We start from the raw sequence: 23,974 nt of genomic DNA, 5'->3' as shown, positions 1-23,974 counted from the left end.
GGGCATCGGCGCAAGGGCGACGCATCAGGCCGCCGGGCCGGTGCGCAGCGCGGGACACCCCATGGGAACGGGGTGTCACCGTCGGGGTGCCGCCCCCAAGCCGTGGCGCAGGTCACGCCCGCCGGCGTGCCGCGCGCCATTCGCCGCACATATTCTCAAAGCGCCCGCCAGCCGATGTCGCGGCGACAGAAACCCTCGGGCCAGTCGATCTGGTCAACCATCGCATAGGCGGCGGCCTTTGCCTCTGCCAGGCTTGCCCCGCGCGCGGTGATGTTCAGCACCCGCCCGCCATTTGCGAGGATCCTGCCTTCATTCTCGACTGTTCCGGCGTGGAATACCATGCGGCTGCTGTCGGCTGGCAAGGTATCCAGCCCCCGGATCTCTGTGCCTTTGGCATAGGTGCCCGGATAGCCGGCGGCGGCCATGACAACGGTCAGCGCGTGGTCGTCTGCCCAGTTCACCGACATATCCGCAAGCCGCCCATCGGCGCAGGCCAGCAGCAGATCCAGCACCTGGGCGCCCAGCCGCATCATCAGCGCCTGACATTCCGGGTCGCCAAAGCGCACGTTGTATTCCACCAGCCGGGCGCGGCCATGTTCGATCATCAGCCCGGCGTACAGCACCCCTTTGAACGGTGTCCCGCGCCGCGCCATTTCCGCCACAGTGGGTTTGACGATCTCGTCCAGCGCCTGTTGCGCGATGGCGTCGGTCAGCACCGGCGCAGGTGTGTAGGCTCCCATGCCGCCCGTGTTCGGCCCGGTATCGCCCTCGCCCACGCGCTTGTGATCCTGTGCCGAGCCGATGGGCAACACCGCCTCGCCATCGCACAGGATGAAAAAGCTCGCCTCCTCGCCCTGCATGAACTCCTCGATCACGATTTCCGCACCCGCAGTCCCGAAGGCGCCGCCGAACATCTCGTCCACTGCCTGCAGCGCCTCGGTCTCGGTCATGGCCACCACCACGCCCTTGCCGGCGGCCAGGCCATCGGCCTTGACCACGATGGGGGCGCCGTGAAAGCGGATGTATTCCTTGGCGGCCTCGGCATCGGTGAAGCGGTCGTAATTCGCCGTCGGTGCCCCGCAGGCGTCGCAGATTTCCTTGGTGAACGCCTTGGAGGCTTCCAGCCGCGCCGCTGCGGCCGATGGGCCGAAATGTGCGATCCCGGCTGCGGCAAGGGCATCTGCCACGCCCGCCGCCAGCGGTGCCTCGGGGCCGATCACCACGAAATCCACCGCGGCACTGGCCGCAAACTCCACCACCGCGGCTGGGTCCAGGATATCCAGCGCCGCATTGCGCGCGAACCGGGCCGTGCCCGCATTGCCCGGCGCGACGATCAGCCGGTCGCATTTCGGATTCTGCCGGATCGCCCATGCCAACGCATGTTCCCGACCGCCGCCGCCCAGCACCAGAATGTTCATCGCCGCCTCCGCTTGGCCTTTGCCTGCGGGCGTTCTAAGGTCCAGCCCGCGCGATCACAAGCGAGGCATGATGTCCGATCTGTTCGAAGACCCCGCTCCAGGCGGCAATTCCCCCGAATTCTCGGTCTCCGAGATCTCGGGCGCCGTCAAACGTGTGCTCGAAGGTGAGTTCGGTCGCGTCCGTGTGCGCGGCGAGGTGGGCCGCGTCAGCCGCCCGTCGTCGGGGCACATGTATTTCGACCTCAAGGATTCGAATGCCGTGCTGGCCGCTGTCAGTTGGAAGGGCCAGGTCGCGCGTATGCAGATCCGCCCCGAGGAGGGGATGGAGGTTATAGCCACCGGCCGCCTGACCACCTTTCCCGGCCAGTCGAAATATCAGTTGATCGTCGATGACGTCGCCCCGGCGGGCCTTGGCGCGCTGATGGTCATGCTGGAAAAACGCAAGGCCGCACTGGCGGCCGAAGGGCTGTTCGACCCGGCGCGCAAGCGGCCCATTCCCTTTCTGCCGCAGGTGATCGGGGTTGTCACCTCGCCCTCGGGGGCGGTGATCCGCGATATTCTGCACCGCCTGCGCGACCGCTTTCCCCGGCATGTGCTGATCTGGCCCGTTGCCGTTCAGGGCGAGAAATGTGCGCCCGAGGTGGCGGCCGCGATCCGTGGCTTCAATGCGCTGCCCTTGGGCGGGCCGATCCCGCGTCCCGATCTGATCATCGTGGCGCGTGGTGGCGGCTCGCTGGAGGATCTTTGGGGCTTCAACGAGGAACTGGTGGTCCGCGCCGCCGCCGACAGCGCGATCCCGCTGATTTCGGCGGTGGGGCACGAAACGGATACCACCCTGATCGACCATGCGGCCGACCGCCGGGCGCCCACCCCGACGGCGGCTGCCGAAATGGCAGTGCCGGTGCGGATGGATCTTCTGGCCGGACTCGATACCACGGGTGCCCGCCTGGCCCGTGCGTTGGCGCAGGCATTCACCCTTCGGCGTCAGCGCGTCATTGATCTGTCCCGCGCGCTGCCGCGTCCTGACAGCCTGACCGGGCCTGCCCGCCAGCGGCTGGATCTCTGGGCCGACCGGCTGCCGCGTGCCTTGGTGCAAGGTGTGACCCGGCGCCGGACCCGTCTTGCTGAACTGGCCGCCACGGTGCGCCCCACGGCGCTGGCCCGGTTGACGGTGGACAGCCGCGCCCGTCTGGCCGACCGCAGCGCCCGGCTGGACGCCGCACCAACCCGTCGCCTGACAGAGTCGCAGGCCCGGCTGACCCAGACCGCCGCGCGCCTTGCCCCGGCGCTGGTCCGGGCCCTGGCCGACCACGACCGGCGAGCCATGGAAAACCGGCGTAAACTGGCTGATCTTTCGGTCCGGCTAGATGCGGCGCCGGTGGCACGACTGGCGGCGTTGCGCGAACGTCTCGACGCACGGGATCGCCTGCGCCAGACCCTCGGGCATATGGAAACGCTGAAACGGGGCTATGTCGTGGTGCGGGGCGACGATCATGTCGTCACCTCGAAAGCCGCTGCCGAAACCGCTGGGACGCTGGAGTTGCAGTTCCACGATGGCCGCCTGACCATTGGCGCCCGCCCCACCCGCCGGGGCAAGGAAGCCCCCCCCGAGCAGGGCAGCCTGTTCTGAGCCAGTCGCCGGGGCCAGCGTCCCGGCCTTGCTCTCAGACTTCGTCTTCCTCGAAACGCAGGCGCAGGTCGCGCAGCACCGGCAGTGCGGCGCGGATCCGGTCCTCGCCAAGATCCGAGACGGTATGCGCGATCATCGGCACGATGGCTTGCAAGGCGGCATCGCGCGCCGACCGGCCCGCTGGGCTGATCGAGACGAACTTGCGCCGGGCATCGTCCCAGTCCGGCCGGATGTGCACATGGCCCGCCCATTCCAGCCGCGCCAGCGTATTGGTCATCGCCCCGCGCGTGACGTGGAAGGCGCGCGCCAGTTGGGCCGGTGTCCGTTCATCCCCGATACGCGCCAACAGGTTCAACACGCCGAAATGCGACAGCTCCATACCTTTGGGCAAGGCCCGGCTCAGACGCGCGCGTGCAAGCTGGTCCGCCATGAACAATTCGCCGAACAACGCGACGGCCAGATCCTCGGTGCGCTCGGCCATGGTCTAAAGCCCGCCCGACCGCATATCGCCACGGATCGCGCCGGGCAGGGCGGCCCCTGCGGTCCACGCGGCCGGTCGAACAGGACGCCCGGCCGGCAGCCCCATCCCCGGATGCGGCGTGCGGCGCCGCGGCCCCGCCGTGGCCATACCTAACCCTCCAGCAGGGGCCGGAGTTTTCCTGCCCCATCCAGCGCGAAAAGGTCGTCACAGCCGCCCACATGCGTGTCACCGATGAATATTTGCGGCACGGTGCGCCGCCCGGCAGCCCGCTGCACCATGGTGGCGCGCAGGCCGGGGTCGCGGCTGACATCTATTTCAGTAAAGGCGACGCCTTTCTGGGTCAGCAGCCGCTTGGCTGCATGGCAATATCCGCACAGCGGCGTGGTATAGATCTCGACGGGCTTCATCGGCACCCCCTTTCGTTGCGCCGGACTATAGGCGCAATGCCGCCCTGCACAACCGCTGCCGCTTTGCCCCGGTCCAAATTTCCCCGCCCAGGGCATCCGCCATCCGCCGTCCTGCGCGTGGGTCAACTGCGCCAGGGCAGCGCGCCGGGGGGCAGGTGCCGCGCCAGACGATCCAGCAGCACCGCGATGGCCAGCACCAGCGCCACCGACAGGATGGAAACCGCTGCCGCTGCCGCTGAATTGCCTTCGTATTGCAATGCAAAGACCATGACGCCCAGCGTTTCGGTGCCGCTTGACCACAACAGCGCCGACAGCGTCAATTCGTTCAACGCGGTCATCACCAGAAGCATCGCCCCCGCGGTGGCCGCCGGCAGCACCATCGGCGCCATGATCAGCGCCACGCGCCGCAACGATCCGGCGCCGGCAATCCGTGCGGCTTCGTCCAGGGCCGGTTCCATGGCCTCGGCGGCGGCGATGACGGGCCGCAGCACCAGCGGCAGGAACCGCGCAAGATAGGCCACCAGCAGGATCCAGAAGGTGCCATACAGCGACCCGACCAGCGGCAATGGTTGCAGAAAGGCCAGAATCATCGCCAGCGCGACCACTGTCCCCGGCACCACCCAGGGCGCATCGACCAGCCAATCCAGCACGCGGATCGCGGGCATCCGGGCCTGCACTTTCAGAAAGGCGAAGGGCAGGGCGATGACCGTGCAGACCCCCGCCGCCACGAAGGCCAGCATCAAAGAGTTGCGGAACGCACGGATCACCATGGAGTTGGCCAGCACATCCGCGAAGTTGCGCAGGGTGACGGTGTCGGCGCTCAGCGGCACCCCAAGCGCCGGAGACAGTGCGGTGCCCAGCAGCGCCAGCAAGGGCAGAACCGCAATCATCGCCAGCAGCGACCAGACACCTGCCTCCAGCACGGGCCTTGCCCGGCCCGGATCAAACGGGGTCAATCCGGCGCCGCGCCCCAGCGGGACGGTCAGCCAGCGCAGGATCACGGCGCGCAGGACCAGCGCCGCGACGGCCATCAGCACCAGGATCAACGCCAGAACCGCGACCTGACCGGCAACCGACGGGCCAAAGCCGTTCAACCGTTGATAGATCAGGGTGGTCAGCATGGGAAACCGCCCTGGAATTCCCAGCAGTGCCGGGACGCCGAAATTTCCCACCGCCGCCGCAAAGGCCAGCACGGCACCCGCCAGCGCCGCCGGTGCCACCAGCGGCGCAAGAATCCGCGCGACGATGCGGCCGCGCCGGGCGCCTGCAACCTGTGCTGCCTCGACCAGATCGCCGGGCAGTGCGATCAAGGCGGCACGGGTGGCGACAAAGACCAGAGGCATGTGCTCGATCCCCAGCAAAAGCGCGATGCCCCAGCCGGAATAGATCGGGTTCGTGGTTCCCGGTGGGGGGGCCAGCCCCAGCGGGCGCAGGATGGGCGAGGTCGGGCCGATCAGTTCGATCCAGGCCAGGGCCATGGTCTGCGAGGGGATCAGCAGCGGCGACAGGATGAGAAAGGTCATCGCCACCCGTCCCCGCAAGGCAAACAGCCCTGTGACCAGCGCAAGCAGCACGCCAAGGACGGACGAAATCACCACCGATCCGGCAGAGACGGCGAGCGTGTTCCAGACCGCGCGCCCGGTGGCGCGTGCCGTCAGCACCTCGGCCATCAGGCCCAGCGGCGCGCCGTCCTTGCCGGGCGCCAGCGCCTCCATGAACAGCCGGGCCAGCGGCCAGACCGACACTGCAACCAGCCACACGCCGATGAGGGCGGCGAGGATAACCTCGCCGCCCCGGTGATGACGTGAAAGGGTCAGATCAGCCGCCATAGATGTCGGCGAACTTTTCCTTGGTGGCCTGGTCTTCGGCCAGCATCTTGCCTGCATCGGCGGCCAGCAGCTTCAGCGTGGCCGGGTCGGGATAACCAGCTGGGGGCGCCACGCCCTGAAGGGCCGGGAAATAGCCCTGCGCGACCGCCTGCGCCTGTGCCGTCTGACCCAACTGCCAGCGGACAAAGGTTGCCGCCGCCTCGACCGCATCCGAATCCTTCAGGATTCCAACCGGCTGGTCGATGACCGAGACCCCTTCGGAGGGGAACACGAACTCGACGGGCGAGCCCTTGGCCTTGGCGTTCAGCGCCATGTATTCGATGATGATGCCATAGGCCTTTTCGCCGCGGGCGACCGCCTCGATCACGGTGCCGTTGCCCTGCCCGGCGACGGCGCCATTGTCGGCCAGCGTTTCGTACCAGTCCCAGCCGAATTCGGGCTGCTGCACCATGGTGCCAACATGGATCACGGCGGCCCCGGAATACAGCGGGCTGGGCATGATCAGGCTGGCGGCGCGGTCGGCTTCGGCCAGGTCGGCCCAGCTTTTCGGCGCATCTTTGACCAGATTGGTATTGTAGACGATGCCGGTGGTGATCATCCGGGTGCCGACGAACATCTTGTCGGGGTCGATCAACGCGGCGGGGATGCCGTCCATCGGAATGTCCAGCGCCATCAGGCGGCCGTCATTCTTGAGCTGGGTCATGGCGACCGCATCGGCAATCATCATCACATCGGCAGGAGATTTTCCGGCGGCAAATTCGGCGGCCAGCTTGGCCATCACCTCGGTCGTGCCCGAGCGGAACACCTCGACGGCGATTTCGGGATGGTCCTTGTTGAACGATGCGATCACCTCGGCGATCTGTGCCTGTGGCTGCGAGGTGTAGAGCGTGATGGTCTGCTGCGCCATCGCGGCGCCCGATAGCATCAGGGTGCCGACAGTGGACAGGGCAGCAAGGCGGAAGATGGTCATGGGAAACCTCATGTGTGACTGGTGCCCGAGTATCCGGCCCAGTTAACGGTTGGGTGACAGTTCCGTGGAGATCCAGTGACGGCCATCGTGGCGCCATTCGATGGGCGCCGCATTGTCCGGGCGGCTGAACGGCGCATCGGTCAGAAAGGCGTGGATCTCGCGGGCGGTGCCGGAATGGCCGACGATCAGCACCGGGAATGGCGGGAGGATTGCGGCCAGCGCGGCGCGGATGCGGGCGGTGAACGCCGCGGGCCCCTCGCCGCCTGCCGGAGTGGCCTCGCGGATCAGTGTGCTGCGCGGCATGCCTTCCCAGATGCCCCAGTTGCGCTCGGCCAGACCCGGCAGGGGGATCAGCGGCGCGCCAGTGGTTGCGGCAACCGCGCGTGCCGTGTCTGCCGCCCGGACCAGGGGGGAATGCCATATCGCCGCAAGGGGCCGCCCGGCCAGCAAGGTCGCGGCGACCCTGGCCTGTGCGACGCCGCGGGCGTTCAGCGGATCGTCGGTGAAGCCGCTGATACGGTCGGCGACATTGGCATCGGTTTCGCCATGCCGCAGGAACAGAAAGCCATGGGACAGCAGGGGGATCACCAGCACATCTCCGGTGTTGTGGTCAGCGGCCGGTCCAGCGCGATCGCCAGCGCGGCAATGGCCGGGGGTTTGCAGAACACCGGCAGAGCCTGACGCGGGCGCACGGTTTCCAGCAGAAACCGGATCTCGGACAGCGTCGGATGGACGTTCCAGCGCAGGAACCGCGCCTGACCCTGTTCCACCCAGCCTGCGGCGGGTGTGCCTTGGGCCAGATGCCCGGTAAAGACGATACGCCCGGTTCCCTGAGCAATCAGCCGGGGCGCAAGCGCGCCCGCCACCCCGCGTTCGGCATTCGGGCCTGCGGCGATCATCACGCCCCGCGCCGGGCTGTCGGCGGTCAATTCGGTGGTTTCGCCCAACAACAGCCGCAGCCGCGCATCCCCGCCCGGCGGCAGCGCGTCCGGGCGCATGGCCATGACCTGCGCCACCTGCCGATGGGACGGGCACAACGAGACCGAATGACCCGCCGCCCGCATGGCAATGGCCATCTCCAGCCCCCGGCCGCCGGCCGGGGCGGGCAGCAGCAGCGGCCGGTCCGTCAGGGCCATCAGGGCGGCGATCTGGTCGGCGAGCGGCTCGTCCGCCGTTCCGTAGGAGGCATCGAACACCAGCGCCGCTGCGGGTGGCGGAGGGGCCCAGCGGTAAAGCGAGCTTTCCCGCGACATGTCGCCGGTATAAAGCACGCCGCCCTCGCCCCCCAGCCGCAGCCAGCGGGCGCCGGGGGCATGACCGCCTGGGCCGGATGCAAGCGGAACACCGGCAATCTCGGAACATCCCTCCAGGGGATGCGCGGCCTGCAATGTAGGGTCCGGCGACAGGGCAATGGTCGGTTCCGGGGCATAGATTGGCGGATCCCCCAGCAATGCGGCCAGATGCAGGCCCCCGGTATGGTCCACATGGCCATGCGAGATCACGATGGCATCGACTGCCGAAACCCCGGTCAGGTCCGGCAGGGCATCGCCATCCGGCCCGCGCCCCAGATCCAGCAGGATGCGCCGCCCTGCGGTTTCGAACAGAAAACAGGCCGGGCCCTTGCAGCCAAGGCCGGACAAGGCGGTCAGTTTCATGCAGGAATGCTTTCGGGTCGGGGGGCGATCGCCAGACCATCGCGCGGCAATACCCAGCCGCCGGTAAGGCGCAGGGCCAGGGCCTCTTCGCGCTGCGGGGCGTGGGGCAGGGTCAGGTCAACCAGGGTTTCGCCGCCTGCGTCCAGCAGGGCGCTGACGGCCCATGCCCCGGCGCGGAACTGGCTGTCCACTACGCGGGCAAGGATCGGGCCATCCGGCGCCGGGGACAGGTCGCGCGGGCGCAGGCACAGCCAGCCGGGGCCGCGGGGGGCTGCTCCGGGCACGGTCAGCACCCGGCCTTGCAGGCTGATGCGGCAGGCGCCGCCGCTGGCGTCCAACACATCGACCGGAACGGTCCGTCCGCCACCCACGAACCGCGCGACCATCGGTGTCGCAGGTTGGCGATACAGCGTTTCCGGCGCCGCCAGTTGTTCCAGCCGCCCGGCATTCATCACGCCGACATGGCTGGCGACGGCCATCGCTTCGTCCTGATCATGGGTCACAAAGACAAATGTGGTGCCCAGGGCCGCATGAAGGCGGCGGAACTCTGCCAGCATCACTCCGCGCAGATGCGCATCAAGGTTTGCCAGCGGTTCGTCCAGCAGCAACAGCGCGGGGCGCGTTGCCAGCGACCGCGCCAGGGCGACGCGCTGGCGCTGTCCGCCCGACAGCTCATGCGGGCGCCGCTGGTCCAGCCCCGCCAGACCGACCATGGACAGGGAGTCAGCGATGCGGGCGGCTTCTTGTGCACGCGACAGGCCGCGCAGGCGCAGCCCGAAGCGGATATTGCCGGCCACCGTCATATGCGGCCACAGCGCGTAGGATTGGAACACCATGCCCAGGCCCCGAGCTTCGGGCGGGACAAAGCCACCGGGGCCCGCAACCTGGTGCCCCCCGATGTCGATCCGGCCGCCGTCCGGCTGCTCCAGCCCGGCGATCAGGCGCAAGAGCGTCGTCTTGCCGCAACCGGACGGCCCCAGCAATGCGAGAAACGCCCCGGACGGAACGGAAAAGGAAACGGCGTCCACCGCGCGGGTCGGGCCGAAACTGCGGGTCAGGGACTGAAGATCTAGACGTGCCATGCCGCGCGTCTTACGGCGCGCAGGTGACGGCGGTGTGACAATGATCAGATCTGGTGAGGATCAGATCCGGCGGCCGCGCATCCGATGGATCTGCATCGCCAACTGGCTGGCAGGAAGCGTGGCGCGCATGTCGGCCAGCATCCGCATGTCGGACCGGATGCCGCGCCACAGCCCCTGCTTGACCGCCTTGGCAGGGCTGGCGACATCGGGCCAGTGCACCACGGCGATCCGCGCCGACCGCTCAAGCCACAGCCGGTTCATGGCCACTTCCATGCCAAAGCGCGGCAGGGACTGCGCCGCAAGCCCCGCCAACATGGATCGCGGCACCACGCGCTCGCCCGAGATGTAGTCCAGTCCGATCCGCCGCCACAGCCGGGGCGCATTTCCGCGCAGGCTGATCGCCACATCGGCCCGGCCGTCCAGAACAGGCCGGACCAGTTCGGTGATGGCGCCGGGGGTCAGGCCCAGCAGGTCGGCATCCAGCAACAGCAGCAAGGGCTGACGGGTGGCCCGGACACCGGCCAGCATGGCGGCGCTTTTTCCGCCATTCCGGGGCAGGCGCAGCACGCGCACCCCGGCGGTTTGCGCCGCGACATCTGCGGTGCCGTCTGTCGAGCCATCGTCGATCACCAGGATCTCTGCCACCAGCGGATGCCCGGCGACCGCTTGAAGCACGGCGCCAATCCGTGGCGCCTCGTTCCAGGCCGGGATCAGACAACAGACCCCCTGCGCCAGCGTCTCAGCACAAAGGTTGCGGCGATCAGCGCCAGAAGTATCCACGAGCCGTTGGCGATCCATGTCCCGATCCGTTCCCATGCGTGACCGGCGATATGCCCCAGCGCCAGAAAGATCAGGCTCTTGGGCACCGTCGCCATCAGATTGTACACCACGAAAGGCCGCAGGGGCATCCGGGCAGCGCCTGCGGCGGTCAGTATCAGCGCCCCGGCCGAATGGGTAAGCTTGCCCATGATCAGGATGCGGCCGCCTCTGGTGTGGAACCGGCGGGCCACGCCGTCCAGCCGTTCCGGGTGCAGGCCCAGCCTGTCACGCAAGGGCTGCGACACCCAGGCGGCGCCGTGTCGGCCCAACGCATAAAAGGCCAGATCCCCGATCAGATCGGCCAGCATGAGGACGACAGCAAGCGGCCATAGCGGCAACAGACCCTGCGCCGCCGCCCATCCGGCCAGAACGGTGATGATCGGGCCTTCAAGCACCGCGACCAGCCCCACCACCGGCAGACCAGCCGTGGCAACCAGCGCCATCAACTGATCCGGCGCGATCATTGCGGCACAGGCTCCAGCGTTGTGCCGCGCCAGGAAATGCCGCGCCGCGCCCATGTTGCGAGCCACAGCGCAGGCAGCGACACATCGCGCAGGAGTGCGGCCAGCACATCCACAGGACGCGACGGCAAACCATAGGCGCGCGTCATCGCCCATTCGGTTGCGTACCACAGCATCAGGAAGGCGGGCAGCCACGCCGCACCTCCTGCCCCGGCCAGCCCAAGCGCAGGGGCCAGCGGCCCCAGCAGGATTTCCAGCAGGAACAGGGCCGGGAACCCGTCGCGCCGCACGCGGGACCAGCGCAACTGGCGGTTCCAGACCGCAGGCAGATCGCGCCGCCCGATGGGCTGGCCAAAGGGCCGTGCTGCAAGACGCACCTTCAGCCCCTGGCGCCTTACGATCTTGGTTGCAGCCACGTCCTCGGCCAGATCGCTGGCCAATGCGCAGAGGCCCCCTGCGCTGTGCAGCACATCGGGACGCCACATCAGCGTCTTGCCTTGGGCAAAGCCCAGCCCCACGCAATCCGCCGCCAACTGCCAGCGGGCCTGAAACCCGTTCAGAAAGGCCGCCTCGACCGCGCCCCATAGCCCCTCGGGCCGGATCCCGGCCGGGGGCGAGGTGACAAGGCCGGTGTCGGACCGCATCTCGGCGACCAGCCGGTCCAGATAGTCGGGCGGCAGCAGCAGGTTCGCGTCCGTCATCACGATCAGATCGCCCCGTGCCGCTGCCCAGCCTTTGGCAAGGTTGTTCAGCTTGGGGTTTGCCGTCGGGCGGTCATCGCCGATCAGCAGCCGGGCCGATACCTGCGGATGCTGCGCGATCAGGTCACGCAGCACGGGGACCGCTGGGTCGGTCTCTTGTGCGGCGCAGAACAGGATCTCGACATCGGGATATTCCAGGTCAAAGCTGGACCCCAACGTCAACGCATCGAACGGATCCAGCCCGCAAACGGGCCGCAGCAGGGTGACACGGGGCCGCGCTGCGGGCTGCGGTGCGGGGCGGGACAGGCGCCACAGGCACAATGCCGCCGATGCGATGTGCAGCGCCGTCGGTATGGCGCACAGGGTCAGGGCCGCGCTCATGCCTGCGCTACCACGGTCAGATCGCGCGTCTGCGGGCACCAGCGCATCAGCCGCAGGATGCCATCGGTGCCTTCGGTCATCGCGGTCAGGCTGTCGATCCAGTCGCCACAATTGGCATAGACGATGCCATGCCGCCGGTGCAGGGCGGCCAGATGGAAATGCCCGCAGATCACGCCATGGCAGGCGTGGGTCTGCGCGGCCTGTGCAAGGCGTTGCTGATAGCGGTTGCCCACCAGCATCAGCCGGTGAAAGCGTGGAACGACACGCCCGGCAATCCGTACCCTGCGGCGGCGCCAGCGCCCGACGGAACGGTCCATGCCATGCAGCATCCCTTCGAGGCGCACGCCGACGCGGGTCATCGTCGCGGATCGCAGGACACGCGCATCGAACTGATCGCCGTGCAGGACCAGATAGCGCGCGCCTGACAGGGTCTGGTGCAGGTGATGCGGCTTGTGTTCGAACCCCCAGTCGGCCGCGAATTCGGCGGCCCTGGGGCTGTCGTCGTGATTGCCGGGCAGATACATCACCTGAACGCCGGCCGCCCTGCGGGCGCCCAACTCCTCCAGCACGCTGGTCTGGGGGCGGCGCCAGCGGGTGGGCGCGCCACTCCACATCTCGAAGATGTCGCCGACAAGAAAAATCTGGTCGGCTTCGACCCGGCGCAGGAAATCCAGAAAGGCATCGGCGCGGCTTGTCAGGGCGCCAAGGTGCAGGTCGGAGACGAACAGCGCGCGCAAGGCAAGGCGGGCGGTCGCGGTTTCGGTTCGAAGGCTGTGCATGGGCAACCCGGTCTGCAACGATCCTTGCGCCCTTGTGCCATCGGTGTGGCACGGATTTCTGACACCCGTGCGAAAGTTCTGTTGCAGTGCGGATCGCCGTGCTGCCAAGGAAAACCCCGCCCGGAGCGATCCGGGCGGGGCGATCCACGCTGGAACCTGTCGGTTCTAGCGTATCATTTCGCGCATTCGGCCAGCTTGTCCATGCTCGGCCCGACCGGAGTGCGCCCCAGGTTGAACGGCGCCGAGGCATCGCGCCAGTTGGCATAGTCGTTCAGATAGGCGACCTGGCTGAGATAGACCTTGGCCGACAGCGGGTTTTCACACGCAGTGGTTTCGATCGTCGTATTGGCCAGTTCCTGGATCTTTGCCAGCGTCTCGTCATCCATGCGGGTGATTTCGATCCCGGCATCCTTGAACTGCTGATAGGCGTCGTTGGCCCGTTTTTCAGTGAAGGACAGCGACCACAACATGGTGGCATCGGCGGCAATGCGCAGTTTCTGCTGCGTTTCAGCCGACAGGGCATCCCACGACGCCTTGTTGATCATCACGCCAAAGACCGACGACGACTGGTGCCAGCCCGGCGTTGCCCAGTGGGAGGTGACCTGCTGGAAGCCGCCCGACCAGTCGACGTTCGGGGTCGAGAACTCTGCCCCGTCGATCACGCCGCGCTCCAGCGCCTGATAGATCTCGCCGCCGGCCATCGACACCTGGCTGCCACCAAGTTGGGTCAGCAGGCGACCCTGCTCCAGGCCCGAAAGGCGCAGGCGCATCCCTTGCAGGTCTTCGGTGTTGCGGATGGCCTTCTTGGTGCGGAAGCCGGATTCGTTGTTGGTCACGCCATAGGGCAGATAGACCATGCCGAACTGGCCATAGACCTCGTTATACAGGTCGGCGCCGCCCCATTGCTGGATCCAGTTCACATAGTCCACGGCGTTGAACAGGCTGGCATGGGTCGACAGCGGCGAGAACGCGGTGTTGCGGCCAGCCCAGTAGCCCGGCCAGTCCGCGCCCGCCTGGACGGTGCCGGATTCCACCGCACCGAACACCTCGCCCGCCGGGACCAGCGTGCCACCATCGAACAGCTCGATCGACAATTCGCCCGCGGTCAGCGCATTGGCCAGTTCGACGAACTTGCGGTCGATCTCGATCAGTTCCAGCGAGGCGGGCCAGACGGTCGTCATGGTCCAGCTTTCCTGCGCCTGCGCGGTTGTGGTCAGCGCGATGGCACCGATAGCGGCAAGGGCCGTGGTCTTGAAGCTCATGTCTGATTCTCCTCCAGATTATTTCGAACGGTAAAGCGTATCGGGCAGCCAGGTCACCAGATCGGGGAACGCGGCAATGGTCAGTGCCATGGCGACGATCAGCCCGATGAAGGGCAGCACGCCAAGGATGATGTCGGAAATCTTCACGTCCTTTGGCGCGATGGCCCGCATGTAGAACAGCGCATAGCCGAAGGGTGGGGTCAGGAAGCTGGTTTGCAGCACCACCGCCATCAGCACGACGAACCACAACTGGTTGATGCCCATTTCCTGCACGACCGGCAGGAAGATCGGGAAGGACAGCAGGACAATGCCGGTCCAGTCCAGGAACATGCCCAGGACGAATACGATCAGCATCATCACGGTGATCAGCATCCAGGGCTCCATATCCAGCGCACGCATCAGATTCTGCGTCGCCCGCAGCCCGCCGGTGATGTTGAACACGCCGGTAAACGCTGTGGCGCCGACCACGATGAACAGGATCATCGCAGAGGTGCGGGCGGTTTCGTAGAGCGCACTGCGAAAGGTCGCCAGTTCGAACCGGCCACGGAAGATCACGATCAGCAGCGCCAGCAGCGCCCCGACAGCCGATGCCTCTGTTGCGGTTGCGATCCCGGCCAGCATGGTGCCCAGAATCCCGAAGATCAGGATCAGCGGCGGCATCGCCTCGACAACCAGCATCCGGGCCAGTGCAGCGCGCCCGATGCGTTCCTCGGTCTTTACGGCCGGGGCAAGATCGGGGCGGAAAAACGCGATGGCGGCAACATAGAGACCGTAGAGCAACCCCAGAAGGATGCCCGGCACCATCGCGCCTGCAAACAGCTCTCCGACCGAAAGTCCCGAGTTCGACGACATCAGGATCAGCATGATCGACGGGGGGATCAGGATGCCCAGACAGCCAGAGGCCGCAATCAACCCGGTGCTCAGCCGCTTGGAATAGCCATATTGCAACATAGGCTTGAGCGCCATCACGCCCATGACGGTGATCGACGCGCCGATGATGCCCGTCGTGGCTGCAAGCAGGATGGAGATGACGACCACCGCAATGCCCAGACCGCCGGTCACGCGCGCAAGCAGCAGCCGCAACGCCTCGAACATGCGGTCGGTGACGCCGCTGTCCGACAGGAATCGCGCCATCAGCACGAACAGCGGGATTGCGATCAGCACATAATTGTCCAGCACATCGCCGAAGATGCGGTTGATCACGATGCCCAGAATCTGGGTCTTGCCCGCGATGACCGCCCCCAGAACCGCCGTACCACCCAGCACAAAGGCAAGCGGGTGGCCCATGAACAGGCCCACCATCAGGATGCCGGCCATGATCAGGGCAATCATTTCACCCGACATTGCGGTTCTCCTCGGACTTGTTCAGCAGCAGCTTGAGAAACTCGGAAACCCCCTGCATCAACAGCAGAACGGCAGCCACCGCCATGGCGATCTTGACGGGGTAGACCGGCATCTGCATCGCGCTATAGGTCGTTTCACCCTGATTCCACGACCGCAGGGCGAATGTGTAGCTCTGCGTCACGAAGACCCAGGCGAAGGGAAAGAAGAACAGCGGATAGCCCAGCAGTTCGACGATCCGTCGCGGTGTGGGTTTCAGCGCGCCCGTCACCAGATCGACGCGCACATGCGCCTGATGGCGGAGCGCATAGCCGCCCAGCAGGATGAAGTAGAACCCGAACAGGTGTTTCGTAAGGTCAAAGGCCCAGAGTGTCGGCGCGTTGAACACATAGCGCAGGACGACATCGTAAATGATCAGCCCTGCAAACAGCACGGCTACCCACGACACAACCCTGCCAACGACCTCGTTGAGGCCATCGATCAGACGGATCAGCAGCATGTTTCCTCCCAACGCTCGGGTCTTCCACCCGTCGTCAACATGACGGACTATTCATGTTTGGCTTTGCCATGTCAACTCGGGTCCGGGTCTGCCGCCATGTCGCGGGCCGAAAATCGGGGCTGGCCATGGCCTTGCAATCGCGGCAATCTTTGCTCCGCATGGTTAGGGGGGTGGGCGTGCTGATACCGGGGACCAGTCACAGTCAGGTGACAGAGCGTTTTCAATGGTCCGTGCCGGAGGTCTACAACATCGGCACCGATGTCTGTGATCGCTGGGCCGCGACCGATCCCGATCGGCTGGCGCTGATCGAGGTGGCCGACAACGGCTATGGCCCGGAGGCCCGTACCAGCTTTGCCCGGCTCAAGGAATTGAGCGACCGTTTCGCCAATGTGTTGGCCGGGTTGGGGCTGGTGCGTACCCGCGACGGCGTTCCGGGCGACCGGGTGGCGATCCTGCTGTCGCAACGGCTGGAAACGGCGGTGGCGCATATCGCGGCCTTCAAGGGCGGGCATATTTCGCTCCCCCTCTTCACGCTGTTCGGACCCGAGGCCCTGCTGCACCGTTTGCGCGACAGCGGCGCGCGGGTTCTGGTCACCGACCGCGCCAGCCTGGCGGTGATTGCGGCAATCCGTGCGGATCTGCCCGCGCTGGAGCATATTTTTCTGGTTGATGGTCTGCCTGATGGTCCTGCCGATGCCAGCCTGCATGATCTTGCGGCGGAACTTGCGGCTACATCGCCTGAGTTCACCCCGGTGCGGACGCGGGCCGACGATCCGGCGGTGATCATCTATACCTCTGGCACCACGGGAAACCCGAAAGGCGCGTTGCACGCCCATCGCGTGTTGCTGGGCCACCTGCCGGGCGTCGAGATCAGCCACGATTTTCTGCCTGCCCCGGACGATCTGTTCTGGACGCCGGCGGATTGGGCGTGGATCGGCGGGCTGTTCGATGTGCTTCTGCCCGCCTTGCACCACGGGATTCCCGTGGTCGCGTGCCGGTTCGGCAAGTTCTCCGCCACCGCGGCGCATGACCTGATCCGACGCTTCGGGGTGCGCAACGCCTTCTTGCCCCCGACGGCGATGAAGCTGATGAAGGCCGATCCGGCCAGCCGGGACTGGTCGCTGGACATGCGATCTGTCGCCAGCGGCGGCGAAACGCTGGGCACCGAGTTGCTGGATTGGGGGCGCAAGGCGCTGGGCGTCACGATCAATGAATTCTACGGCCAGACCGAATGCAACATGATCGTCAGCAGTTGCGGCGCGCTTGAACCCCCGGTGCCCGGCGTGATGGGGCGCCCGGTGCCGGGCCACCGGGTTGACGTGATCGGCCCTGATGGCGCGGTGCTGGGCGCTGACGCAGAAGGTGCAATCGCCGTTCTGGCCCCCGATCCGGTGATGTTTCTGGGGTATTGGAACAATCCGCAGGCCACCGAGGAGAAATTCGTCACGGGCCCGGAGGGGCGCTGGCTGGTCACGGGCGACCGGGGTGTCCGGCGGGCAGATGGCCGGTTGCGGTTCGTGGGACGGGATGACGATGTGATCTCGTCAGGCGGCTACCGGATCGGCCCGGCAGAGATCGAGGATTGCCTGCTGGGCCATCCGGCGGTGCAGATGGCGGGCGTGGTGGGCCAGCCCGACCCGATCCGGGGCGAGATCGTGGCGGCGTTCATCACTCTTGCGCCCGGCCATGACCCGTCAGAGCCGCTGCGCCTGGATATCGCCGATCACGTCCGCAAACGGCTGGCCGCCTATGAGTTTCCGCGTGCCATCCATTTCATCGACGACATGCCGGTGACCACGACCGGCAAGATCATCCGCGCCCGGCTGCGCGACATGTTTGCCAAGGGAGGCCCCGCATGACCGAACCTGTCCTGTTCGAAACCGATGGCAACATTGCCATCATCACCCTGAACCGGCCCGACCGCCGCAATGCGGTGAACGTCGATCTGGCGGATGCGCTGACGGCGGCCATCGACCGGCTGGAAAGCGATCCTGCGCTGGACGTGGGCGTGCTGACAGGCAATGGCAAGGTGTTCTGTGCGGGGATGGATCTGGCGGCCTTTGCCGATGGTCAGCAGGATGCGATCCTGAACCGCGCGGGCGGGTTTGGCGGGCTGACCGAACGCCACCGCACCAAGCCGCTGATCGCGGCGGTCCATGGCGCCGCGCTGGCCGGTGGTTTCGAGATTGCTATCGCCTGCGATATGATCGTGGCCGAGGAGACAGCCCGCTTTGGGGTGCCCGAGGTGATCCGCGGGTTGATCGCCGGGGCAGGGGGGGCGCTGCGCCTGGCCGAACTCGTGCCGCAGGCCCGCGCGCGGGAAATCCTGCTGACCGGCCGTCTGTTCGACACGGCCGAGGCGTGGGATCTGGGCCTGATCAGCCGGCGCTGCGCCGAAGGGCAGGCGAAAGATGCAGCCGTGCAACTGGCCCGAGAGATTGCCGCCAATGCGCCGCTGGCTGTGCGGGGCACGCTGGCCACCTCGAAGCTGCTGCGCGACATTCCCTCGCAAGCGGCCTGGGCAGAGAATGCGCGGTTGCTCAAGACCTGCCTGGACAGTCAGGATGCGCTGGAGGGCGCGCGCGCATTTCTGGAGCGGCGCCCGCCCGTCTGGACGGGGCGCTGAGGCGCGCTTGACGACCAGGGTCGCCGGGCGGAAGCCCTGTCCGCTGTCCCTGGCGCCGCGCATGAACGGCCATGGCCGCACGCCGCGGCCAGGCGTCTTGAAACCATATCGAGGGGCTTTCAATCACATTCAAGATTCCATATATGATGAGGCAACCCTCGGAGGATTCCCATGCCCCGCATTCTTGCCCCGCTTCTGTCTGTCATCGCGCTGGCCGGTGTCGCCGCCGCTGATCCGATCACCCTGCACCCGACAACCGTTACCGAATGGAAAGCCGTTCATGGCCGGATCGAGGCCAAGGACAGGTTGCCCGCCCGGGCGCGGATTGGCGGTACACTGACCGAACTTCTGGTATCCGAAGGCGACATCGTCTCGGCAGGCCAGCCCCTCGCCCGCATCATCGACGAAAAGCTGGGCTTTCAGCTTTCCGCCCTGCGGGCGCAGATCGAAGCGGCCGGGGCACAGTTGACCAACGCCCAAAGCGAGTTGCGCCGCGGAGAAGAACTGCTGCGGCAAGGCGTGACCACCGTGCAGCGGCTGGATGCGCTGCGCACGCAGGTGGATGTGCTGGCCGGTCAGATCAGCGCGCTTGAGGCGCAGGCGGACATCATCGTGCAAAGTCAGGCCGAGGGGCAGGTACTGGCCCCGACGGCGGGTCGCGTTCTGACCGTTCCGGTTGCTGCCGGTGCTGTGGTGATGCCCGGCGAGACGGTTGCCATGGTCTCCGGTGGCGGGGTGTTCCTGCGTCTTGCCGTGCCGGAACGCCACGCTCTGCACCTGACCGAAGGCGATACGATCCATATCGAAGGTGCCAGCGGGCCGGTTCTGGGGCGGCTGGCCCGCCTGTACCCCCTGATCGAGAATGGCCGTGTCATTGCCGATGTCGAGGTGCCCGACCTTTCCGATCGCTTTGAAGATGCCCGCGTGCTGGTGCGGCTGCCGGTGGCGGAACGTCAGGCGCTGATGATCCCTGCAACCGCCATCGTGACGCGGGGCGGGCTGGATTTCGTGCCGGTTCAAGAGGCGCGCGGCACGGTGCTGCGCGCGGTCGTTCCCGGCGTCCGCCAGACCGATGCGGAAGGCGGGCAGGTCGAGATTCTGTCCGGTCTGGTGGCGGGCGACGTGATCCTGCCCGTTCCGGCGCAACCTGGTGAAGAGGTGCGCCATGACTGACCCGCGTCATTCCGGGCTGGGGCTGGCGGGGCGTCTGACCAAGGCGTTCATCGCCTCGTCCCTGACGCCGCTGTTCATCCTTGCCTCGCTGGCTGCGGGTCTTGTCGCCCTTGGTGCGCTCCCGCGCGAGGAAGAGCCGCAGATCTCCGTGCCGATGGTCGACATCCATCTGCAAGCGCAGGGGCTGAAGGCCGAAGATGCCGTCAAGCTGGTGACGGAACCGTTGGAGGTGCTGGTCAAGGGCATCAACGGCGTCGAACATGTCTATTCCAACACCCGTGACGATGCCGTGCTGGTCATGGCGCGGTTCGAGGTGGGCACCAAGCCCGAAGACGCCATCCTGCGCGTGCATGACAAGCTGCGCGCAAATATGGACCGCATTCCGGTTGGCATTCCCGAACCGCTGATCGTGGGGCGCGGGATCGACGATGTGGCGATCCTGTCTGTCACCTTTTCCGCCGCACCGGGGCAGGATCTGGCCGCCAACGACCTGACCCGCATCGCGCGTGCCGTGCAGGCAGAGGTGGCCAAGACGGAAAATGTCGGCCTGACCTATTTGGTCGGCGACACGACCGAGGCGATCCGCATTGCCCCCGACCCTGACCGTCTGGCGCTGTATGGAATCACGCTGCAACAGTTGGCGGGCAAGGTGCAGCAGGCCAACCGCAGCTTCAACGCCGGCAAGCTGCGCCACGAGGGCGCGGCGGTGGATCTGGTGGCCGGGGAAACGCTGACCGCACCGGCGGAGGTTGCCAACCTGCTGCTGACCGCCCGCGACGGGCGCCCGGTCTATGTCGCCGATGTGGCCGACATCGGCTTTGTCGGCGACACCGGCGAGCGCATCGTGTCGCATCTGACCCGCGATGCCGATGGCGCCATCCACCGCAGCCCCGCCGTGACGCTTGCCGTGGCCAAGCGCGCCGGGGCAAATGCGGTGGTGGTGGCCGAAGCGGCCCTGCACCGGATCGAGGCGCTGGAAGGCCGGATCATTCCCGACAGCGTCGCGTTGACCATCACCCGCGACTATGGCGAAACGGCGAACGAAAAGGCCAATGAACTGCTGTTCCACCTTGGGCTGGCCACGGTCTCCATCATCGGGCTGGTTCTGCTGGCCATCGGCTGGCGCGAAAGCATCGTGGTGGCCATCGTCATTCCGGTGACCATCCTGCTGACGCTGTTTGCGGCCTGGATCATGGGCTATACGTTGAACCGGGTGTCGCTGTTTGCGCTGATCTTCAGCATCGGCATTCTGGTCGACGACGCCATCGTGGTGATCGAGAATATCGCCCGCCATTGGGCCATGCGTGACGGGCGCGGCCGGGCCGAGGCGGCTGTGGATGCCGTGGCAGAGGTGGGCAACCCCACCATCGTGGCCACATTGACAGTGGTGGCGGCGCTGCTGCCGATGCTGTTCGTATCGGGGCTGATGGGCCCCTACATGTCGCCCATTCCGGCCAATGCCAGCGCCGCGATGATCTTTTCCTTCTTCGTCGCCGTCATCATCACCCCCTGGCTGATGGTGAAGGTGGCAGGCAAGGCGCCGATGACCGGGCATGGCGGCGGCGATGGCCATGGCCATTCCAACGGCGTCATGGAACGCGCCTACCAGGCTGTCGCCCGGCCGTTGCTGGCCACCAAGGCGCGCAGTTGGGCATTCATCGCGGTAACGGTCGTGCTGTCCTTTGGCTCGCTTGCCGCGCTGTATACCCGCGATGTCACGGTCAAGCTGCTGCCCTTCGACAACAAGTCGGAGCTGTCGGTGATGATCGACCTGCCCGAAGGCAGCACGACCGAGGCCACCGACCGCGTGGCCCAGGATATTGCGGCCATCGTGCTGGCCCTGCCCGAAGTGACTTCGGTGCAGACCCATGCGGCAACGGCGGCGCCCTTCAACTTCAACGGTCTGGTCCGGCACACCTATCTGCGCGAGGAGCCGCAACTGGGCGAAGTGGCGATCAACCTGGCGCCCAAACAGAACCGCGACCGCACCAGCCACGATATTGCGCTGGACATCCGCCAGCGCATTGCCGCCGTGATCGTGCCGCCGGGCACCAGCCTGAAGGTGGTGGAGCCGCCGCCCGGCCCGCCGGTGATCGCCACGCTGCTGGCCGAGATTTATGGCCCCGATCCTGAAAGCCGCCGCGCGGCGGCAGCGCAGGTCGAGGCGGCGTTCCGCTCGGTTCCCTATATCGTCGATGTGGACAACAGCTATGGCGAACGCGCGCCGCGTCTGCGGGCGCGGATCTCCAGCGATGATCTGGAGTTCTATGGCGTGCAGGAAGCGGATGTGTTCGACACCATCGCCCTGCTGAACGCCGGGCAGACGGTGGGGTATTCGCACAGGGGCGACGGCCGCTATCCGATCCCGCTGATGATCCAGCGGCCCAAGGGAGAGCGCGTGCTTGACGAGCGTCTGCTGACCACGCCGATCCCGGCCAATTCCTTGCCCGGCGCGCGGGGCGTGGTGGAGCTGGGCGATGTGGTGACATTGGTCCCGGAAACCGCATCCTATCCGATCTTCCGCCACAACGGCCGCGCGGCAGAGATGGTCACGGCGGAACTGGCCGGTGACTACGAAGCGCCGCTGTACGGAATGCTTGCCGTGGCCGAGGCGCTGAAAGGCGTGGAGGGTGCCCCGGACATCCGCCTGAACGGCCAGCCTGACGACGAAAGCAGGCTGACCCTGCTGTGGGATGGCGAATGGGAGGTCACATGGGTGACGTTCCGCGACATGGGCGCAGCCTTTGCTGTGGCGTTGCTGGGGATTTACATCCTGGTCGTGGCACAGTTCGGCTCGTTCCGCCTGCCGCTGGTGGTGCTGACGCCGGTGCCGCTGACCTTTCTGGGGATCATCGTCGGGCATTGGCTGTTCGCCGCGCCGTTCTCGGCCACCTCGATGATCGGGTTCATCGCGCTGGCGGGTATCATCGTGCGCAACTCGATCCTGCTGGTCGATTTCATCCGGGGCGAGGGCGAGGTGACGATCGACAGCCTGATCCGCGCCGGTACGATCCGGTTCAAGCCGATCTTTCTGACGGCGGTGGCCGCGATGATCGGTGCGGTGGTCATCCTGGCGGATCCGATCTTTCAGGGGCTGGCGATTTCGTTGCTGTTCGGTTTGCTCAGCTCGACCCTTCTGACCGTATTGGTGATCCCGGCGATCTATCGGGTGTTCCGCACCTGAGAGGGTCAATCCTTGTCAACACAGCCCCCGGCGCATCGCGTATCGGGGGCTGTGTGCGTTCGTGCAGAGTGACAAACGCACATTCCAGAGTTGACTATGCCCCCGTGCGGTCCCAGTTAACGCTGATCTGCGCGGCACCTTGCCCGATCATCCTTGCAGGAGACCCCCATGTTCAAGCGACTTTTTATCGCCATCATCCTGTTGGGGATGATTGTCGGGGGTATTGTGTGGTTCAAGTTCTTCCGGGACGAGATGATCGCACAGTTCCTGTCCGGCATGACACCAGCGCCGGTTCCGGTGACGGCCACAACGGTGGAGCCGGTGACCTGGCAGCCTGGCATTGACGCCGTCGGCACATCCCTTTCGGCGCAAGGAGTTGATCTTGCGATAGAATCTGGTGGGCTGGTGCGCGAGATCCGGTTCAAGGCCAATGATGAGATCGCCAAGGATCAGGTGCTGCTGCAAATCGACGACGACAGCGAGCGCGCCTCGCTTTCGGCGGCGCAAGCTGCGCTGACGGTCGCAGAGGCCGAGGCGAACCGCGCCCGCACCCTGTCAGAGCGTGGCGTCGGTGCGGCCAGCACGGTCGAAAGTACCGTGGCGCAGGTTGCAAGCGCCCGTGCCCAGGTGGCGCAGGTGCAGACGTCCCTGGATGCCAAGAAACTTTCGGCGCCCTTTGCCGGTGTGATCGGTATTCCGCGCGTGGAGGTGGGGCAGTATGTGACCCCCGGCGCAATCTATGCCACCTTGCAGGATCTGAGCCGGATGCGTGTCGATTTTTCGGTGCCCGAACAGCAGATCGCCAATCTGATCATGGGTGGGGCGGTGACCGTTGCCTCCGAGGTGGGGGGATACAGCGCCGAGGGCCGGATCACCGGGATAGAGCCGCGCGTCGATCCCAATTCGCGCCTGATCTCGGTGCGGGCCGAAGTGCAAAACCCCAACGGCCAGTTGGTGCCGGGGCAGTTCCTGCGCGTGCGGATCCAGTTGCCGCAAGAGGATGGCGTGATCGCCGTGCCGCAAACAGCGGTCAGTTCCTCGCTGTATGGCGATTCCATCTATGTGATCCGCCAGGGCGATACGGCAGACGAACTGAAGGTGGAACAGGTGTTCGTCACCCTTGGCCGCCGGTCGGGCACCCGGATCGAGGTGATCAAGGGCCTGGCTTCGGGCGACCGTATCGTCACGTCGGGCCAGAACCGCCTGACCTCGGGCGCAAAAGTGCGCATCGACGACTCGGTCACGCTTGACGACAAGACCGGCAACTAGGGGCGCG

The 23,974-nt window shown here is 66.4% G+C and carries 21 protein-coding genes; 6 read left to right on the top strand and 15 right to left on the bottom strand.

Translation table 11 applies throughout. From position 1 onward, the window contains the following. Positions 1-155: 155 nt before the first annotated feature. Positions 156-1,418 carry a phosphoribosylamine--glycine ligase gene (purD, locus tag BW970_RS13770; protein WP_076532285.1) on the bottom strand — a complete coding sequence of 421 codons (1,263 nt, stop codon included), beginning with the start codon at positions 1,416-1,418 and terminating at the stop codon, positions 156-158. A gap of 70 nt (positions 1,419-1,488) precedes the next feature. On the opposite strand from purD, the gene xseA reads away from it, so the two are divergent. Further along, positions 1,489-3,048: an exodeoxyribonuclease VII large subunit gene (xseA, locus tag BW970_RS13765; RefSeq protein ID WP_076532382.1), complete on the top strand. Its 1,560-nt coding sequence runs from the start codon at positions 1,489-1,491 to the stop codon at positions 3,046-3,048. 34 nt (positions 3,049-3,082) lie between these two features. On the opposite strand, the gene BW970_RS13760 is transcribed toward xseA, so the two are convergent. From BW970_RS13760 to BW970_RS13695, 14 genes are all read right to left on the bottom strand, one after another. Next, positions 3,083-3,529 (bottom strand): MarR family winged helix-turn-helix transcriptional regulator, encoded by a 447-nt coding sequence (locus BW970_RS13760; protein WP_076532283.1) that lies wholly within the window; start codon positions 3,527-3,529, stop codon positions 3,083-3,085. Between the two features lie 149 nt (positions 3,530-3,678). Further along, positions 3,679-3,936, bottom strand: coding sequence for a glutaredoxin 3 (gene grxC / locus BW970_RS13755; protein ID WP_076532281.1), 258 nt, complete (start codon positions 3,934-3,936; stop codon positions 3,679-3,681). A gap of 122 nt (positions 3,937-4,058) precedes the next feature. Further along, a complete protein-coding gene (locus tag BW970_RS13750; protein WP_076532279.1) occupies positions 4,059-5,765 on the bottom strand; it encodes an ABC transporter permease in 1,707 nt (568 codons plus the stop codon). Next, complete coding sequence (locus tag BW970_RS13745; RefSeq protein ID WP_200799294.1) at positions 5,755-6,735, bottom strand: ABC transporter substrate-binding protein; 981 nt, start codon at positions 6,733-6,735, stop codon at positions 5,755-5,757. The genes BW970_RS13750 and BW970_RS13745 overlap by 11 nt, the downstream gene beginning before the upstream one ends. A gap of 42 nt (positions 6,736-6,777) precedes the next feature. Then, positions 6,778-7,323, bottom strand: a complete 546-nt coding sequence (locus BW970_RS20760; protein WP_159441441.1) for a histidine phosphatase family protein — start codon at positions 7,321-7,323, stop codon at positions 6,778-6,780. Beyond that, positions 7,320-8,390, bottom strand: coding sequence for an MBL fold metallo-hydrolase (locus BW970_RS13735; RefSeq protein WP_076532275.1), 1,071 nt, complete (start codon positions 8,388-8,390; stop codon positions 7,320-7,322). Before BW970_RS13735 ends, BW970_RS20760 begins: the two co-directional genes overlap by 4 nt. Beyond that, the gene (locus BW970_RS13730) at positions 8,387-9,472 is read right to left on the bottom strand and encodes an ABC transporter ATP-binding protein (RefSeq protein ID WP_076532273.1); all 1,086 of its coding nucleotides are present in this window, start codon (positions 9,470-9,472) and stop codon (positions 8,387-8,389) included. The genes BW970_RS13735 and BW970_RS13730 overlap by 4 nt, the downstream gene beginning before the upstream one ends. A gap of 60 nt (positions 9,473-9,532) precedes the next feature. After that, entirely contained in the window at positions 9,533-10,147 is a 615-nt protein-coding gene (locus BW970_RS13725) for a glycosyltransferase (protein WP_229740509.1), read from the bottom strand. Positions 10,148-10,182: 35 nt separating this feature from the next. Continuing rightward, positions 10,183-10,755 (bottom strand): DedA family protein, encoded by a 573-nt coding sequence (locus BW970_RS13720; protein WP_076532271.1) that lies wholly within the window; start codon positions 10,753-10,755, stop codon positions 10,183-10,185. After that, positions 10,752-11,834: a ceramide glucosyltransferase gene (locus tag BW970_RS13715; RefSeq protein ID WP_076532268.1), complete on the bottom strand. Its 1,083-nt coding sequence runs from the start codon at positions 11,832-11,834 to the stop codon at positions 10,752-10,754. The genes BW970_RS13720 and BW970_RS13715 overlap by 4 nt, the downstream gene beginning before the upstream one ends. Next, positions 11,831-12,613 carry a UDP-2,3-diacylglucosamine diphosphatase gene (locus BW970_RS13710; RefSeq protein WP_076532266.1) on the bottom strand — a complete coding sequence of 261 codons (783 nt, stop codon included), beginning with the start codon at positions 12,611-12,613 and terminating at the stop codon, positions 11,831-11,833. The genes BW970_RS13715 and BW970_RS13710 overlap by 4 nt, the downstream gene beginning before the upstream one ends. A 173-nt stretch (positions 12,614-12,786) precedes the next feature. Further along, positions 12,787-13,875: a TRAP transporter substrate-binding protein DctP gene (gene dctP / locus BW970_RS13705; RefSeq protein WP_076532263.1), complete on the bottom strand. Its 1,089-nt coding sequence runs from the start codon at positions 13,873-13,875 to the stop codon at positions 12,787-12,789. A gap of 18 nt (positions 13,876-13,893) precedes the next feature. Then, entirely contained in the window at positions 13,894-15,219 is a 1,326-nt protein-coding gene (locus BW970_RS13700; RefSeq protein ID WP_076532261.1) for a TRAP transporter large permease, read from the bottom strand. After that, positions 15,209-15,715 carry a TRAP transporter small permease subunit gene (locus BW970_RS13695; protein ID WP_083701276.1) on the bottom strand — a complete coding sequence of 169 codons (507 nt, stop codon included), beginning with the start codon at positions 15,713-15,715 and terminating at the stop codon, positions 15,209-15,211. The genes BW970_RS13700 and BW970_RS13695 overlap by 11 nt, the downstream gene beginning before the upstream one ends. 176 nt (positions 15,716-15,891) lie before the next feature. Here BW970_RS13695 and BW970_RS13690 point away from each other — a divergent pair, with 176 nt between their 5' ends. From BW970_RS13690 to BW970_RS13670, 5 genes are all read left to right on the top strand, one after another. Then, positions 15,892-17,574: an AMP-binding protein gene (locus BW970_RS13690; RefSeq protein ID WP_229740510.1), complete on the top strand. Its 1,683-nt coding sequence runs from the start codon at positions 15,892-15,894 to the stop codon at positions 17,572-17,574. Beyond that, positions 17,571-18,341: a crotonase/enoyl-CoA hydratase family protein gene (locus BW970_RS13685; RefSeq protein ID WP_076532258.1), complete on the top strand. Its 771-nt coding sequence runs from the start codon at positions 17,571-17,573 to the stop codon at positions 18,339-18,341. Before BW970_RS13690 ends, BW970_RS13685 begins: the two co-directional genes overlap by 4 nt. A 171-nt stretch (positions 18,342-18,512) precedes the next feature. Next, positions 18,513-19,514 carry an efflux RND transporter periplasmic adaptor subunit gene (locus tag BW970_RS13680; RefSeq protein WP_076532256.1) on the top strand — a complete coding sequence of 334 codons (1,002 nt, stop codon included), beginning with the start codon at positions 18,513-18,515 and terminating at the stop codon, positions 19,512-19,514. Beyond that, a complete protein-coding gene (locus BW970_RS13675; protein WP_076532253.1) occupies positions 19,507-22,698 on the top strand; it encodes an efflux RND transporter permease subunit in 3,192 nt (1,063 codons plus the stop codon). Before BW970_RS13680 ends, BW970_RS13675 begins: the two co-directional genes overlap by 8 nt. 168 nt (positions 22,699-22,866) lie before the next feature. Further along, complete coding sequence (locus tag BW970_RS13670; RefSeq protein ID WP_076532250.1) at positions 22,867-23,967, top strand: efflux RND transporter periplasmic adaptor subunit; 1,101 nt, start codon at positions 22,867-22,869, stop codon at positions 23,965-23,967. Positions 23,968-23,974: the final 7 nt, after the last annotated feature.

It is taken from the genome of Gemmobacter megaterium, from assembly GCF_900156815.1.
GTDB classification, from domain to species: Bacteria; Pseudomonadota; Alphaproteobacteria; order Rhodobacterales; family Rhodobacteraceae; genus Wagnerdoeblera; species Wagnerdoeblera megaterium.
Note: the sequence above shows the minus strand (reverse complement) of the source record. Positions and strands in the feature narration are given on the sequence as shown.